This is a genomic window from Leptospira paudalimensis (genome assembly GCF_026151345.1).
In the GTDB taxonomy this organism is placed as follows: domain Bacteria; phylum Spirochaetota; class Leptospiria; order Leptospirales; family Leptospiraceae; genus Leptospira_A; species Leptospira_A paudalimensis.
Genome location: NZ_JAMQPR010000001.1, coordinates 2308483 through 2321757 on the forward strand (window position 1 = coordinate 2308483; position 13275 = coordinate 2321757).

Sequence of the window (13275 nt, forward strand, 5' to 3'; positions counted from 1 at the left end):
ACCAATGGCACCTGAAAACAGGTGCCTAATTTCTATTTAGAAATTCTAGGCTTTTTTCAAAATCCCAATTCTGTTGATATAATCTCCAAAGGATTCTTTAGCATTTCGTTCTTTGGAAAATCTACCAAATAAGCCATCTAATTCTTGCAAGATTGCCGATTCATCTAAATCTTCTTTGTATTTTTGATTGAGCCTATAACCTTCGGCATCAGCACCTAAATGCAGATTGTATTTACCATACGATGTCCCAACAAGTCCTATCTCAGAGATATAAGGTCTTGCACAACCATTGGGGCAACCCGTCATTCGGATTGAAATTGGTTCTTCCGAAAGTCCATGTTTGGAGAGCAATGGTTCCATTTTATCAATTAAACTGGGAAGGTATCTCTGGGCCTCAGCAAGTGCCAAGGAACAAGTGTTTAAAGCCACACAAGCAATGGAATTTTTTCTGATAGGAGAAACTTCTGTTGTTTTTCTATGAACACCAAACTTCACCAAAATGGATTCAATTAAGTCTTTGTCTTTCGGAAAGATATCTGATAGAATTAGGTTTTGGTTACAAGTAAAACGAAAAGTTGCACGTCTTGTTTTGGAAACTTCAAGAAGTGCCGTTTTGAGATTATATCCATGTTCATCACAAACTCGGCCATTTTCCACAAATACTGTGTAGTGCCAGTTGCCTGCTGCATCTTGTTTCCAACCAAAATCATCAGATCTTTGTGTGAATTGAAAATCCTTTGTAGGTTCAAAACTAATACCTGCGCGTTTTTCCACTTCACGTTTATAGAATTCTACACCTAACCTGTCTAAGGTGTATTTCAATCGAGAAAGTTTACGATCTTCTCTGTTTCCAAAGTCTCTTTGGACTGTGACAATTTCATATACAACTTTTAGAATGTCTTTTTTGGGAATAAATCCAAACACAGTTCCGACTCTTGGGTATGTATCTGGGTTACCATGAGTGGCTCCGAGTCCTCCACCAACAGCAACATTAAATCCTAATAATTGTCCGTTTTCAATGATTGCAATGAGTCCTATGTCATTGGTAAAAAGATCCACATCATTATATGGTGGGATTGCAATTGCAATTTTGAATTTACGAGGAAGATAAACATCTTTGTACAAAGGATCTTCGGGTTCTTCCTTTTCAGCTAAAAGATTTTCATCCAACCAAATTTCATAATAGGCTCTCGTTTTGGGTAATAAGGAACGACTAATTTCACCAGCATAACCAAAAACTTCTTTGTGGAGTGGACTTGCAGCAGGATTGGATGTACAGGTGACATTACGGTTTACGTCACCACAAGCTGCAATTGAATCCAAAAATACTGAATCAAATGCTTTGATCGTTGGTTTGATTTTGGATTTTAAAATTCCATGTAATTGGACAGTTTGTCTCGTTGTAATTTTGATGGTTCCTGTGGAATTTTCTCCAGCAACATTATGAAGTGCTTCCCAATGTACAGGACCTATCATACCACCAGGAATTCGCAATCGGATCATAAAAGAATACAAACGTTCTAGTTTCTTTAACGCTCGTTCGTCCCTTCTATCTCGATCATCCTGTTGGTACATACCATGAAATTTTAATAATAATTGATCATCGGAACGTAAAGAACCAGTATGTTCGTCTTTCAAACTTTCACCAAGTGTGCCTCGGAGACCACGGCTCACTCGTTTTACTTTTTCTGCGTGTGTTTCTTTTTTTGATTCTGCCATGAGTTCCTCAGTAAACGTCCTTGATGTAACGCCCAGATTCTTCTAGTTCTTTTAAATAATCGGAGGCTTCTTTACCAGTGTCAAAAGTTCTTTCCGATAAAATTTCAATTAATTTTCTATCTACATCTTTACTCATAGGATCTTTGGATCCACAGAGATAAATGATGGCACCATTCTCAATCCACTTGAGTAATTCCTGTGCATTTTCACCCATTCGGTCTTGGACATATACTTTTTGTTTGGTATCTCGTGAAAAAGCTGTATTCAATTTATGCAATACACCTGTGTCCATAAGTTCCAAGAGTTCCGTTTGGTAATAAAAATCCGAAACAAAGTTTCTTTCACCAAAGAATAACCAATTTTTTCCATTCCCTGCTGATTGTTCCCTTTCAAACAAAAAACTGCGAAAAGGTGCAATCCCTGTTCCCGGTCCAATCATGATGATGTCTGTATCAGGATTTGGCAATCGGAAAGAATTGTTTCTTTGGATAAAAAAAGGAACTGTATCCCCTTCTTTTAAAGATGCTAAAAAACCAGAACAAAAACCAGATTTGATACCCGTAAAGGTTTCAATTTCCACTTCTGCTACCGTTAGGTGGACTTCCTCTTCCCCATGGGCAGAAGGACTTGATGCAATGGAATAATACCTAGGGACAATCGGTTCTAAAATATCAACCAAGGTCTGGACTTCTAATTTTGTATCAGAAGGATAAAGTGTTAATAATACATCTAAATCCAATTTACCAGATGGAATTTCCTTTTTGGAAATTGTGGCATATTTTTGTAACACTCGGTCCGGTAAAAATCGAATGGATACTTTTTTGCGAAGTAAATCATACAACATCCAAGTTTCACCTTTATAAGTGACTCTTGTTTCTTTGTCTGTTTGTAATAATCCGAGGACTCGATCCACTTCTTCTTCACGGTTATAAGCCAAAAACCCAGCACTGTCCCCAGGCAAATAATCGATCGGAACTGATGATTTAATTTCAATATGTCTAGTTGATTTTGAAGCTCCAATGTCGTTTAACACTAAGTTTGTGAGAACAGTTCCCTCATACACAACTTTGCCACCAGTGTTTACCTTTGGAGTTGCAGCTTGAGGTTGTTTTGAAACTTGAGTTGTTGCAGTTTTCGAAATTGTATTGAGTTTTGTGATGAGTTCTGATATCCAAGGTTTTGCAACCAATTCAAAATCTACATCACATTTCCCTAAATCATGAATTCGTTCAGCACCTAATTTTGCTAACATAGAATCCACATCGATTCCTGTTTGGCAAAAAAGTGGATAACTAGTGTCACCTAACCCAAGTACTGCGAACTTTACTTTCGACAAATTGTCTTTTGCATCTGTGAGTATCTGGATAAAAGGTTTTGCAGCTTGAGGTGGTTCTCCATCTCCATGAGTGGAAACAATTACAAATAAATATTCTTCCTCTTTCAGGTCTTTTGCTTTGTAAGTGTCTGTACTTTTTAACTTGGCTTGGACACCTAGTTCTTTTAATTTTTTAACAAGTTCCGTTCCCAGTTTTTTAGAATTCCCTGTTTCTGTTCCATACACAACACTACATTGGATGGGGGCGGCTTTTAAATTTCCATGAGAAGGATCATTGGACGAGATACTAACAGGTGGTGTTAGGGAAACATCCACACTTCCCCCAATGCTTGCCTGGGTCAGTGCCGACAGATACCCTGACATCCAGACCCATTCATCCTTTGTGGATTCTTTTAATAACTGTAAAAATCGATTGCGTTTCTCATCGGATAACATAAAAACCTATGCTTGTGTTGGATTCCAGTAAAACATCCAAAAAGTCTTATAAATTGAATCTTTTCCTAAGGTTAGAGACGAGTAAACCAAAAAAATGGAGATTTTGTAGAAATAATTAGCCAATCACTTGACGTTTTCTAGCAAGATTGCAAGGTATAGCAGATATGTCCTCCAATAAGACAGAACAAGGTTTCGTGAGTTTTGTGAGTGGTGGTCCAGGCCCCATTGACCTCCTAACCCTTCGTGGGAAATCTCGGATCGAATCCGCTGATGTAATCCTTTATGATGCCCTCCTCGATCCAAGTTTTTTAGAGATTTTCCCTGAGTGTGCCCAAATCCTCTACGTAGGCAAACGTGCCAAAGAACACTACCGCACCCAGGATGAAATCAATTCCCTTCTTGTTCATTATGCACACCAAGGCAAACGAGTGGTCCGCCTGAAAGGGGGAGATGCTTCCATCTTTGGAAGGTTATCCGAAGAAATCCAAACACTGGAAACAAATGGAATCCCATATGAAGTGATCCCAGGAGTGAGTTCAGTGACAACGGGAGCATCCGACCTTGGAATCTCACTAACGGTGAGAGGATTATCACGCCAAATCATCATCCTTGATGGACACACCATTTTAGAAGAAGAACGGAGTTGGATGGGAATGGAAAATTTTCCAGGCACCATTGTCATCTTAATGGGTAGCCAGAAAACAAAAGAGTTAGCTGAACGACTCATCCGAAAAGGGGTAAGTCCATCGACACCCATAGTACTTTTGGAAAATGCAGGTAGTCCTCGTGCCACCTATACCGTTTCCACTCTTGACAAAACCCAAACGCAAGGTTTGGAAAAACAAACAAATGGACCGGGTATTTTATACGTTGGTGAAGTTGTTCGTCCACTTTTGTTAGGTGAAAATAAGAAGTTGGAGAGTATTTCTTTTCTTCCTTTTTTTTCGGAACCAATGGAATGAGTGTAAAAAAATACCCAATCTTTCTCAACTTAGAAGGTAGGAATATTTTAATCGTAGGTGGTGGAAATGCTTGCCTCGAAAAATTATTAGGACTCGAACATACTGGTGCCAATATCCATATCATCTCTTTGGATTACATGGATGAAGTAAAAGTTTTTTTACAAAAATACCCTACTATCAAAACAGAAACAAGAGCCGTCACTGAAAGAGATTTAAACGATAGGGAAATTATTTTTTTAGCAACTAGTGATCCGAACACAAACAAAAAATTCAGAACTATCGCCAAAGAGAAAGGTATATGGGTGAATTCAGTGGATGATCCTAAAAACTGTGATTTTTATTCTTCGTCCACAATCCAAATTGGACCAATTCAATTTGCGATTTCCACCGACGGAATGTTTGCTGGTGTTTCTTCCAGTTTGCGTAAACTATTTGAGGAAACCATCCCAGAGGAAGACCATGAGTTATTAGAAACTATTTTTGCCATGAGGCGGAATCTCAAAGAAATTTTGCCAGACAAAGACCAACGCAGAAAGGTCTTAAAAGAAATCATCCAAAAATTAAATTCCGAATACTTCCACAAACCATAAAACTCATTCTGGATAAATTTGAACTATTGTTAACGCGTGTTCGCCTGCCCAAACAGAATGTAAGGGAATGTTTACAATCATTTTATCACTGCTATCCAGGCGTACGGTCCATTCGCCTGCAGTTCTAGGATCTAAAAATTTAACTTTTTTGATGGGAAATGGGAAGTGTACTTCAAATTGAATGAATTCCACGAGGGTATTAAAACGAAGTAAATCATCTCTTAACTTGGCTTCTGATAAAATCGAATTGATGTCTTCTCGAACGATTTCAAGAGCAGAAAGTAGTGGTGAGTTTTGACTTGTATCGATGCCAAGTTGGATCTCTGGTACTTGGTCTTCCACAAACGTAACAAAACGAAATCCAGGAGGTAACATTTGGGTATAGTTCCCAAACTGATAAGACCTCTCTTTGAGAGTGATCGTGACCTCTCCCGTATCAGTAAGTCCAGAACCTAAAAAACTCCCCTTTTGTTTCTTTGTGATTTTTTTTTGGTAAATGACAAGATCCCCTGAAAGGTCGGGTTTAATCTTTATTTTGATATTCCCTCCAGCGCAGGCACAAAACAATAGGCAGAATAACAAGGTTCGTGGTATCCGTTTCATATCGTCATTAGAACAGATAATACAAAGATTACAGAACTAAAAAATGATTTATCCGAAACAGTTTCATGGAAAAACGAGAGACATTTCTCTCGAATCCTATTATTACCATCGTTTTTCGAACGAAATTCAATTCCCTTGTAATATTTATTATTCTCTTACTTTAATCACTCCTGATGTTCCCATGCGTGAGATAGACTTCCTAGTTGTATCACCATATGGAGTGATCACGATCGAATTAAAAAACGGTAAGTGGAGACAAAAAAAAGGCGAATGGGAATTTTATAATGTAAGAGGCAGGGAATGGGAACCAGTTGTAGGTAAGTCTTATAAAAATCCAATCGAACAAGTAACCACACAAAGAGAAATCATCCGAGAATTTTTCAAAAATCATAACCAACTTGTCGATTTATTTCCAGAAGAATATTATGATAGTGCGATCTTCTTTTTAAAAAACGAAAGAAAGGAATTCCATCTCCCCAATGACCAAAACTTATTTGTGTTTGGCGGAAGGGAAGTAGGAGAAGATACAAGTCTCAATACAATTTTAGAATCCATTTTTTATCGAAATGGAAGAGAACCACTCCCTGATTCCGTACTTGTCAAAGCCCATGAAATCATCAAAAAAAATCTAAACTTTTTCCAAACCTTTCGCTCCAAAAAAGAGAAAGAAGAAGAGAACTTATTATTTTTCACAGAAGAACAATTTTCCCTTGTGAAGGGAATCAATCAATATTCGCATAACTTGGTTTTTGGTAGTTCAGGATCTGGAAAATCCATCTTATGTGGGGAACTTGCCTTACAAAATGCAAGGAAAGGGAAAAAAGTTCTCTTATGGCAGGGAGCAAAAGCTCTCTATGAAATTTGGAAAGAAGAACTGAGTCATATCCCAGAAAAAAACAATATAGAACTCATTTCCCATTACAAAGAAATCAATCACAATCATATCGATCTCTTACTTGTGGATGGGATTGAAGAAATCCTTACAGATGAGAAACAATCGGAACTTTTTTTATATCTTTCTAAATTCTTTTGGGAAGAAAAAGATTGGATCCTGTTTGTATCCAGACGATTCAAATATACATCCACTCCTATATTGGACTATTTACAATCGTTACCTGTCCATGTTTGGGACATCAAAAGGAATATACGAAATTCACCAGAAATAGTTACATTTGCCAATTCCTTACTCGATGATTTTTCAGAAACGCCCATTTTAGATAATTTTTCAGACATCCAATTCATTAAAAATGATGAAGACTTAACCGATCAGATGCGTTGGTGTTATGGGTATGCAAAAAAAGTTTTGGAAATCGAAAATGATGAAATTGTAGTTTTGTATCCATCGGAAGATTCATTACTCCAAAATGGATTAAAACAATTTTTGATGGAAAACCAAATGCGTCATTATTCTTGCAAAGAGTTTGCAGGGATGGAAGAAACATGTGGAATTTTGATTGGATTTGAAAACTGGCACCTAACTGAGACAAAAGTTTTATTGGCAGAAACGATACTAAAAATTCGGAGTTTGGTTTGTGTATTTTATCCACCTAATGAAGAAAAGGTGATCCAGGGTATATTGAAAAAAGGTGACTCTGGCCCGTAAGCCGGATTCTGTTTTAGGCGATCATTTATCTAATGCTCTCTACCCACAACCTGGCGGGACAGGCTCATAACGGTTGTTTACTTGAGATTGCACATCGGAGGGTTTACCGGCCATTGTTTTCACAAACAAAGCGGTGGGCTCTTACTCCACCATTTCACCCTTACCTACCGAGGTAGGCGGTATTCTTTCTGTTGCACTTTCCGTCCCTTCCTTCCTATTGCTAAAAAGAAAAAGCCCAAGCATTACTTGGTCCGATTGTCCCCTAGTGTCCGGACTTTCCTCCCCTTTGTTTCCAGAGGGAAACAAAAAGGCGATCGCTCGGCCAGAGTCCCTTTCATTGAAATTAGATTTCGGAAGTGCGTCGAGGAGTATTTCAAAACTTTGGCACAATTTATGCAAATTGATCTATGAATTGAAAACAGCAAGGAACCAACGTATGAAGTCTTATCATTTCGCTCTCTTTTTCATCATTTCCATTGGTTTGTGGGCAGAACCTCAGTTGGACCAATCTGTGGAAGAAATCTTAAGTCACACTCGCCTCTCTCGCATCCCTATGGTCATTGCTGAATTGGAAGAACGGTCGGCAAAAAAAATGGAATCAGGGGACTTCTTATCTGCAAGAGAGGATCTGAAAAAAGCAATTTTACTCAAACAATCGATTGGGATGAAAGACACAGAAGGAAACGCACATTTACTTTTCCAAATGGCAAAATTAGAAACAAAACTTGGTCATAGTTGTGAGGCACTTCATTATTCTTCCCTTGCCAATCAAATTGTGAAACGAGTCGGAATCCGTTCGGATTCCTATACATTAGCACAATGGAATGGAAAGGAAGTGAGTCCAAGGAAATGGGAAACCTGCCAAGAAGTATCTTGGTTACAAGAATAAGAAATTCAATGTTACTTTCATTCCGTTTCTTTTTTTTGAAATTTTAAGGAAGCAGAATTTACACAATAACGAAGGCCTGTTGGTTTTGGCCCATCCGGAAAAACATGTCCTAAATGTGCTCCACAATTTTGGCACATGATTTCAGTTCGAACCATTCCATGTGTTTTGTCAGTTTCGGTTGCGATCACTTCTTTTCGCACTGGCTCATAATAACTCGGCCAACCACTTCCTGAATCATATTTTGAATCTGAAGAAAACAATGCCTCTCCACAACACACACATAAATACGTACCTGTTTCTTTGTGTGCATAGTATTCGCCAGTGAACGGCCGTTCGGTGCCCTTCTCTCTGGTCACTTGGTACTGTAGTGGAGTGAGAACCTCTTTCCAATTTTGATTTTCCATTGTATCGTTTGCCTCTCTTATTGAGATTAAGTATCAATATCACATTTATTTTTTTTAGGAACTGACAATCTTGTGACAGTACCCAGGATGTATTTGATAGAATAAAATTATGTGGTCAAACCTGATTCTACTCCATTCGACTGATCCCATCTCTAAGTCTTTAGACGATTCTCATCTAGAGGTTTGGAAAACTTGTCAAAGGACACTCGTCTTCACTGACAATCGGATTTTTCCCATGGAAGGAAATGAGCGTTTTTTTGACGGTTGGGAAGTATACCACGGTTATGATGCTTATCGATTTTTACTCGAAGTGGTCTCCGGTCTAAGGTCCAAGTTATTTGGAGAATCAGAAATCCAAGCACAGTTTCGGGACCGATTCCGGGAAGAGAATACTAACGGTTCCAATTTTGGAACGTCACTCCTCCGACTGAGAGACCAAATTTTAGAACACACCAAACAAATTCGTTCCAAGTATCTTGTAGGGATTGGCAGACAAACCTATGGAAGTGTGACAGAGTCCTATTTACACAACCACAAGGAAGTCACACTCCTAGGAACAGGTAAACTTGTAGATTCGATTTTACCATATCTTATTTCCAAACAAAAAGTAGTTCGTTTGATTGGTCGTAACCAAAACCGACTCGAAGAACTGAGTGAACTTTACCCTATCACCACATACCATTGGGAAGATTATAAACCAAACAATGAGGCGATCATCATTGCCTCAAGTTTTTTGCCATTTAACTGGGATGAGATGATCAGGTCATCATCCATCATTTTAGATTTTAGAGAAAATAAAGATGAGAACAAAAATTATGATCACTACATTCCGCTTTCACAAATTCTAAATGACTTACACGAAACCGATGAACAAATCCAAGCTGTCAAAATGGATTTACAATACTTTCTCACGGAACTCACAAGGGAACGGGAGGAAGAACAACTTCATATTATGAATGGATGGGAAGATTTACTTGTCTGAAACAATCAAAATAGGAGGTAGGTCCTCCCTACTCTCTCGCATTCAAGTCCACACTGTTAAACAAGCCTTAAAAGATAAAAACAAAGAATTAAATTTCGAAACTGTATTTCGAGAATCATCTGGAGATAAGGATTTAACAACTCCACTTTGGCAATTTGCTGGCCAAGGAATTTTTACAAAAGACCTTCAAGAAGACTTACTCAGTCACAAATTGGACATTGTGATCCACTCTTTTAAAGATATGGATCTAAAAGAAAGAAAAGATACGACACTGATTCCTATTTTAAGTCGTGAAGATTTACGTGATGTATTATTATTCAAAAAAACCAAATGGATTAATTTGCCAAATGAAATCACAATTCTCACTTCTTCTCCAAGACGTGAATACCATATCAAAGAATTTCTGAAGAATTATTTCCCTACACCCATCAATAATTTTGAAATCAACATTGAATCTGTTCGAGGCAATATCCAAACTCGACTTCGCAAATATTTGGATCATGAGTCTGGTGGTATATTAGTAGCAAAAGCTGCATTAGATCGAATCCTAAATTTCCAAGACCATGAAAATGTATTACCCGAACTAAAAGAAGTAAAACAACTCATTAGAGATACATTAAATCATTCTTTGTTTATGGTTTTACCTTCTTCTATTTTTCCTAGTGCACCCGCACAAGGTGCGTTATGTGCAGAAATTAGAAAAGAAGACAAACATCTAAAAACATTGTTATCACAAATTGTTGATCCTGAAACCGAACTTACTGCAAACGAAGAAAGAAATATTTTGTCGAAGTATGGTGGAGGTTGCCACCAAAAAATTGGAGTCACAGTTTTAAAAAGGGATTATGGCAAAGTCACATTCGTTAGAGGAATCACCGAACAAGGAGAAATTCTACATACGAAGGAACTATCGGATAGTCCTCACTTATCTTTTACCAAAGAAGAAGTTTGGCCACCACATGCAAAAATGGCGGCAAGACAAAGAGAACGCCTCACTTATAGTGTTCCCAAAGACGTAGACGTATTTGTATCCAGAGGTTATGCGTTTCCATTGGATTTATCAGTGAATCCAAGTAATCAGATTTTATGGTCAGCTGGACTTTCCACTTGGAAAGACCTTGCTCTTCGTGGATTTTGGGTGAATGGAACATGTGATGGACTCGGTGAAAGTGAACCTCCTGAAATTGATTCAATCTTAGGAAGAAAACCAAATTTTGTAAAACTGACCCATATGGATTCAGATAAACATTCGAGTGTATATCCAGTGATTCCAACTTACTTTGTCTCAGCACCAGAAATACCGATCCCTTTTGACACATCCAAAATTAAAGCTGCATATTGGAGAAGTGGATCTGAATTTGACATCGTTACAAAAAGATTCCCTGAACTACTGAATGTAATCCATTTTGTTGGTCCAGGTAGTACATTCAGAAAAATTAAACATGCGCTAGGTGAAGAAGGTTCCAAAAATAAAATTTTTGTTTCCTTATCTTTTGAATCTTGGGCTGAGAAGTACATCAAACAATGAAAACAAAAACCCTTCGACTTCGTTCCAACCAATACTTACGCCATTTGAGTGAATCAGGTTCACTTAACGTAAATAAAATGATCCAACCTTTGTTTTTAGTAGAAGGTATCAATGAAAAAGAACCCATCAAAGGTTTACCTGATGTGTATCGCGATACAAATAAAACAATATTGAATCAAATTGAATCGGATTTAAAATCTGGGGTTTCACAATTTTTACTTTTTATGGTACCCACTGAAAAGTCAGACACAAGTTTCTCGAAGGACTTTTACCAATCAAATATTAGTCTGATTAAAAAAACTTTCCCAGAAATGTTTTTGTGGTTAGACACATGCATTTGTTCTGTAACAACAACAGGTCATTGTTGTCACTTTCATCCAAAAGGTACAATCAATTTAGAGTTAACGTTAAAACGATTGTCTGAACTTGCATTGATCTACGCAGATTCTGGTGCTGATGGTATTGCTCCTAGTGATATGATGGATGGGCGTGTTTTGTCACATCGAAAAATTCTAGACGAAAACAACCATTCACATGTTCCCATTATGAGTTATTCCACGAAGTTTAAAAGTCACTTTTACGGTCCCTTCCGAGGAGCAGCTGACTCCTCACCACAGTTTGGTGATCGTAGTGGATACCAACTAGACGTTAGAGATAGAGATACTGCCATTCATACTTCCATTCGTGACAAAGAAGAAGGTGCTGATTTACTGATGGTAAAACCTGGGATGACAGCTATCGACTTAATTGGTCCCATCAAAGAAAAAACTGGGCTTCCCACTGGTGCCTACCAAGTGAGTGGTGAATATGCAAGTTTAGTATACTTGGCCAAAGAAGGTTTTTTAGATTTTGAAGATGGTTTAAAAGAAACTTGGGATGTGTTTCGGAGAGCAGGTTCTTCTTTTTTAATCACATACGGTGCAAGGATATCAAAAAGGTTATATTCATGAATTCAGAATCTTTATTCGAAAGATCAAAACAAGTAGTTCCTGGTGGAGTTCATAGCCCAGTAAGATCTTTTTCTTCCGTTGGTGGAACTCCCGTATTTTTTAATGAAGCAAATGGCGCCTATCTTAAGTCAGTCGAAGGAAAAAACTATATCGACTATTGTTTGAGTTTTGGGCCACTTCTCTTTGGACATAGACATCCGGAAATCCAAGAAGTTGTTGAAGATACAGTCAGGAAAGCCTGGTCTTTTGGTGCTTGTGAACCTTATTCCTTGGAACTTGCAGAGTTCATCACAGAAAGAATTCCTTGGGTTGAAAAAATACGTTTTGTAAATTCGGGTACGGAAGCTGTCATGAGTGCCTTACGAGTGGCAAGAGCTGCAACCGGACGAAACAAAATTCTGAAATTTGATGGTTGTTACCATGGCCACCTTGATCAACTTTTAGTGAAGTCAGGTTCGGGCCTTGCAGGCCTTAGTTCCAGCGATAGCAAAGGAATTGGACCTGAGATCATTCAAAACACACTTGTCCTCCCATTAGATGACGAAACTAAGCTTGAAGAATTATTCCAACGTGAAGGATCAAATATCGCTTGTTTGGCGATTGAGCCATTGCCAGCAAATTACGGTTTACTTCCACAAAGAATTGAATTCCTAAAAAAATGCCGCGAACTGACCACAAAGTATGGCGTATTACTTCTATTTGATGAAGTGATTTCTGGTTTCCGAGTTTCTTTCCAAGGTATGGCTGGAATCACAGGAATTGTCCCTGATTTGGTCTGTTATGGAAAAATCATCGGTGGAGGTTTTCCAGTGGGAGCTTATGCCGGGAAACGAGAATTTATGGATCTTGTGGCACCAAGCGGGCCTGTTTACCAAGCAGGAACATTGTCTGCCAATCCAATAGGGATGCGAGCCGGGCTCAAAACCCTTACCAAAGCTTGGAACGAAAATCCTTACCCAAATCTTGAAACTACCACCAAACAATTCACAGATGGAATCATAAATCTATTAAAAGAATCTGGTGATCCCAATTGGGAAGCAGTTACCTTTGGAAGTTTATTCTGGTTAAAAGGGAAAACAGAAAAACCAATCAGAACGATTGCCGATATTCCAAGTTCTCACAAATCCAATTTTGCAACTTTTTTCCACAAACTATTAAACCAAGGTGTTTATCTTGCACCAAGCGGTTATGAGGTGGGATTTTTATCCACTGTACATACAAAAGATATCATCGATCTCACACTTGAAAAAATCAAACAGGCATTAAAGGGCTAA

Annotated in this window: 11 protein-coding genes, 1 other RNA gene and 1 pseudogene; 8 read left to right on the forward strand and 5 right to left on the reverse strand. The window is 38.1% G+C overall.

Annotated elements, in window-relative coordinates; all coding sequences use genetic code 11:
• Positions 1–45 precede the first annotated feature (45 nt).
• On the reverse strand, positions 46–1719 hold the full coding sequence (locus ND855_RS10740) for an NADPH-dependent assimilatory sulfite reductase hemoprotein subunit (protein WP_265358337.1): 1674 nt from the start codon (positions 1717–1719) through the stop codon (positions 46–48).
• Positions 1720–1726: 7 nt separating this feature from the next.
• The gene (locus ND855_RS10745) at positions 1727–3490 is read right to left on the reverse strand and encodes a diflavin oxidoreductase (RefSeq protein ID WP_265358338.1); all 1764 of its coding nucleotides are present in this window, start codon (positions 3488–3490) and stop codon (positions 1727–1729) included.
• Positions 3491–3654: 164 nt separating this feature from the next.
• On the opposite strand from ND855_RS10745, the gene cobA reads away from it, so the two are divergent.
• On the forward strand, positions 3655–4452 hold the full coding sequence (cobA, locus tag ND855_RS10750; protein WP_265358339.1) for a uroporphyrinogen-III C-methyltransferase: 798 nt from the start codon (positions 3655–3657) through the stop codon (positions 4450–4452).
• Positions 4449–5042, forward strand: coding sequence for a precorrin-2 dehydrogenase/sirohydrochlorin ferrochelatase family protein (locus tag ND855_RS10755; RefSeq protein WP_265358340.1), 594 nt, complete (start codon positions 4449–4451; stop codon positions 5040–5042). The genes cobA and ND855_RS10755 overlap by 4 nt, the downstream gene beginning before the upstream one ends.
• Positions 5043–5045: 3 nt before the next feature.
• Here the strand turns inward: ND855_RS10755 and ND855_RS10760 are convergent, their stop codons facing one another.
• Entirely contained in the window at positions 5046–5645 is a 600-nt protein-coding gene (locus ND855_RS10760) for an LBF_1134 family protein (protein ID WP_265358341.1), read from the reverse strand.
• Positions 5646–5688: 43 nt separating this feature from the next.
• On the opposite strand from ND855_RS10760, the pseudogene ND855_RS18860 reads away from it, so the two are divergent.
• Positions 5689–6078 (forward strand): annotated as a pseudogene (locus ND855_RS18860) (nuclease-related domain-containing protein); the annotation flags it as partial.
• A 1151-nt stretch (positions 6079–7229) separates the two neighbouring features.
• Here ND855_RS18860 and rnpB read toward each other — a convergent pair.
• Positions 7230–7578, reverse strand: an RNA gene (gene rnpB / locus ND855_RS10765) — RNase P RNA component class A.
• A 106-nt stretch (positions 7579–7684) separates the two neighbouring features.
• On the opposite strand from rnpB, the gene ND855_RS10770 reads away from it, so the two are divergent.
• Entirely contained in the window at positions 7685–8137 is a 453-nt protein-coding gene (locus ND855_RS10770; RefSeq protein ID WP_265358342.1) for an LEPBI_I1174 family sigma 54-regulated protein, read from the forward strand.
• Positions 8138–8154: 17 nt separating this feature from the next.
• Here ND855_RS10770 and msrB read toward each other — a convergent pair whose 3' ends face one another.
• Positions 8155–8541 (reverse strand): peptide-methionine (R)-S-oxide reductase MsrB, encoded by a 387-nt coding sequence (gene msrB, locus ND855_RS10775; protein WP_265355358.1) that lies wholly within the window; start codon positions 8539–8541, stop codon positions 8155–8157.
• 109 nt (positions 8542–8650) lie between these two features.
• Between msrB and ND855_RS10780 the strand changes: the two genes are divergently transcribed.
• The 4 genes from ND855_RS10780 to hemL are packed head-to-tail and all read left to right on the forward strand — an operon-like array spanning position 8651 to position 13275.
• Positions 8651–9523, forward strand: a complete 873-nt coding sequence (locus ND855_RS10780; RefSeq protein WP_265355359.1) for a Rossmann-fold NAD(P)-binding domain-containing protein — start codon at positions 8651–8653, stop codon at positions 9521–9523.
• The gene (hemC, locus tag ND855_RS10785; protein WP_265358343.1) at positions 9516–11051 is read left to right on the forward strand and encodes a hydroxymethylbilane synthase; all 1536 of its coding nucleotides are present in this window, start codon (positions 9516–9518) and stop codon (positions 11049–11051) included. Before ND855_RS10780 ends, hemC begins: the two co-directional genes overlap by 8 nt.
• Positions 11048–12001 carry a porphobilinogen synthase gene (gene hemB, locus ND855_RS10790; protein ID WP_265358344.1) on the forward strand — a complete coding sequence of 318 codons (954 nt, stop codon included), beginning with the start codon at positions 11048–11050 and terminating at the stop codon, positions 11999–12001. The genes hemC and hemB overlap by 4 nt, the downstream gene beginning before the upstream one ends.
• The gene (hemL, locus tag ND855_RS10795) at positions 11998–13275 is read left to right on the forward strand and encodes a glutamate-1-semialdehyde 2,1-aminomutase (protein WP_265358345.1); all 1278 of its coding nucleotides are present in this window, start codon (positions 11998–12000) and stop codon (positions 13273–13275) included. Before hemB ends, hemL begins: the two co-directional genes overlap by 4 nt.

Bases quoted from the DNA above. Each gene is read 5' to 3' on its own strand.
- ND855_RS10740 (WP_265358337.1), bottom strand. From the start codon at position 1,719: ATGGCAGAATCAAAAAAAGAAACACACGCAGAAAAAGTAAAACGAGTG.
- ND855_RS10745 (WP_265358338.1), bottom strand. From the start codon at position 3,490: ATGTTATCCGATGAGAAACGCAATCGATTTTTACAGTTATTAAAAGAA.
- cobA (WP_265358339.1), top strand. From the start codon at position 3,655: ATGTCCTCCAATAAGACAGAACAAGGTTTCGTGAGTTTTGTGAGTGGT.
- ND855_RS10755 (WP_265358340.1), top strand. From the start codon at position 4,449: ATGAGTGTAAAAAAATACCCAATCTTTCTCAACTTAGAAGGTAGGAAT.
- ND855_RS10760 (WP_265358341.1), bottom strand. From the start codon at position 5,645: ATGAAACGGATACCACGAACCTTGTTATTCTGCCTATTGTTTTGTGCC.
- ND855_RS10770 (WP_265358342.1), top strand. From the start codon at position 7,685: ATGAAGTCTTATCATTTCGCTCTCTTTTTCATCATTTCCATTGGTTTG.
- msrB (WP_265355358.1), bottom strand. From the start codon at position 8,541: ATGGAAAATCAAAATTGGAAAGAGGTTCTCACTCCACTACAGTACCAA.
- ND855_RS10780 (WP_265355359.1), top strand. From the start codon at position 8,651: ATGTGGTCAAACCTGATTCTACTCCATTCGACTGATCCCATCTCTAAG.
- hemB (WP_265358344.1), top strand. From the start codon at position 11,048: ATGAAAACAAAAACCCTTCGACTTCGTTCCAACCAATACTTACGCCAT.
- hemL (WP_265358345.1), top strand. From the start codon at position 11,998: ATGAATTCAGAATCTTTATTCGAAAGATCAAAACAAGTAGTTCCTGGT.